This window comes from Chromobacterium sp. CCUG 30098, from assembly GCF_059916605.1.
This window is the reverse complement of sequence record NZ_JAUCGS010000027.1, coordinates 1-2,055: the sequence shown is the minus strand read 5'-3', so window position 1 is coordinate 2,055 and position 2,055 is coordinate 1. Positions and strand designations below refer to the sequence as shown.

General features: G+C 72.3%; 2 protein-coding genes. Both read right to left on the bottom strand.

Annotated elements, in window-relative coordinates:
• A partial coding sequence (locus tag QUG03_RS23150; RefSeq protein WP_500821115.1) for a condensation domain-containing protein occupies positions 1-1,550 on the bottom strand: 1,550 nt, incomplete at its 3' end.
• On the bottom strand, positions 1,547-2,055 hold a 509-nt coding region (locus QUG03_RS23145; protein ID WP_500821114.1), incomplete at its 5' end, for a phosphopantetheine-binding protein. The genes QUG03_RS23150 and QUG03_RS23145, both read right to left, overlap by 4 nt.

Genomic DNA, 2,055 nt, shown 5'->3' with positions numbered 1-2,055 from the left:
CACAGGCCGACACGTTGTTCCGGCTGCACGCCGAGCTGGAGCAATTGCCGGGCCAGCTGATTGGCGCGGGCGTCCAGTTCTCGATAGCGCAGCGCGGCGGTGTCGCCCTGGACGGCGACGCGCTCAGGGAAGGCCTGGGCGGCATGCTCGAACCAGGCGCACAGATCGGGATGCGGCGGCGCGACGGCGAGAGGCGTCGGGCCCAGGGCCTGGGCGGCTTGTTCGGCGTTCAGCAGCGGCAGCCGGGCCAGCGGGCAATCCGGCTGCGCCGTCGCCGCCTGCAATAGCTGGCGATAGTGTTCCAGCCAGCGGGCGGCGGTGTCGGCGCCGATCAGGCCGGCGCGGTATTCCAGCGTGGCGCGCAGGCCGTCGCCGTCCGGCTCCAGCATCAGGCTCAGGTCGAATTTGGCGTCGGCGGGAAACAGCGGCAGCGCTTCCGCCTCCACGCCCCGCCAGTCCAGGCGGCCCAGCGGCGCGTTCTGCAGCGCGAACAGAGCGCGGAACGGCGCGTCCTGGGCCTGGGCGCGCGGGCCGGCCAGCTTCACCACTTGATCGAAGGGCGAGTGCTGATGGGCGAAGGCGTCCAGGCAGCCGGCGCGGTTGCGCGCCAGCAATTGGGCGAAGCTGGGCGCGCCGCTCAAATCCTGGCGCAGGATCAGGGTGTTGACGAAGAAGCCCAGGGTTTGTTCGAACTCGGCGCGGTCGCGGTTGGCCACCGGGCTGCCGACGCAGATGTCCTCGCGTCCGCTCAGCCGCTGCAGCAGCGCCTGGAAGCCGGACAGCAGGGCCATGAACAAGGTGGCGTCGGCGGCGCGGGCCTGGACGCGCAGCGCCTCGGTCAGCGTGGCCGGCAGCGTCAGGCTGACGTGGCCGGCGGCCTCGCTCCGGCTTGGGCCGGCGGCGTAATCGCCGGGCAGCTCCATCTCGCCGTCCAGGCCGGCCAGCCGTTCGCGCCAGTAGCTCAAGGCCTCGTCGTCTTGGACGCGGGTTTCGCGTTCCCATTCCGAGAAATCGGCGTATTGCAGCGCCTCGGGCAGGGCCGGCGCGGGCAGGCCGGCGGCCAGCGCCGGATAGAGCGCGCCCAGCTCGCGCACCAGCACGCCCAGCGACCAGCCGTCGCAGGCGATGTGATGGATCACGATGGACAGCACATGGTGTTGCGGGCCGAGGACGAACAGGCGGGCCCGGATCACCGGATCGCGCCGCAAATCAAAGCGCAGGGCGGCTTCCGCGCGCAGCAGCGCCGTCAGGCCGGCCTCGTCGCAGGCGGTGAGCGGCAGTTCGCAGCCGGCTTCCGGGCGGATCAATTGGCAGGGTTCGCCGTCGATCAGATCGTATTGGGTGCGCAGGATCTCGTGGCGCGCCACCAGGGCGCCCAGCGCGGCTTGCAGCGCGTCGGCGTCCAGCGCGCCGCGCAGGCGCAGGGCCAGCGGGATGTGGTAGGCGGTGGAGTCCGGCTCAAGGTCGGTCAGCGTCCATAAGCGGCGCTGGGCGCCGGATTGCGGGAAAACATAGGCGTCGAAAGAGGCGTGGGCGTCGATTGCGTTCATGGTTGGCCTTGCTTGGACTGCTGGAATGAGGTGTCGCCGTCGGCGCCGGGGGTGACGCGCGCCAGTTGGCGGCGCGCCGGCCGCACCGGCGCGGCGGCCGAGGCCTGGCCGCGCAGCGCGTCGGCGGCTTGCGCCAGTTCCGCCGCGCGCGGATGTTCGAACAAGAGGCGCAGCGGCAGCGGCACGCCCAGGCGCTCGCGCAGCCGGTTGGCGGCGCGCACCGCCAGGATGGAGTCGCCGCCCAGCTCGAAGAAGCTTTCGTCTCGGCTGACTTGCGGCAGCTGCAAGAGCTCGGCGAAGGCTTCGGCCACCAGGTATTCGCTGGGCGTGCGCGGCGCTTCGAAGGCGCGCCGGGCCAGCGGCTCCGGCGCCGGCAGCGCGGCGCGGTCCACCTTGCCGTGATGGGTCAGCGGGAAGCGCTCTAGCGTCACGATGACGGCGGGCAGCATGTGTTCGGGCAGCTCGGCGGCCAGCGCGGCGCGCAAGGCGGCCGGCTCGGCGTCGC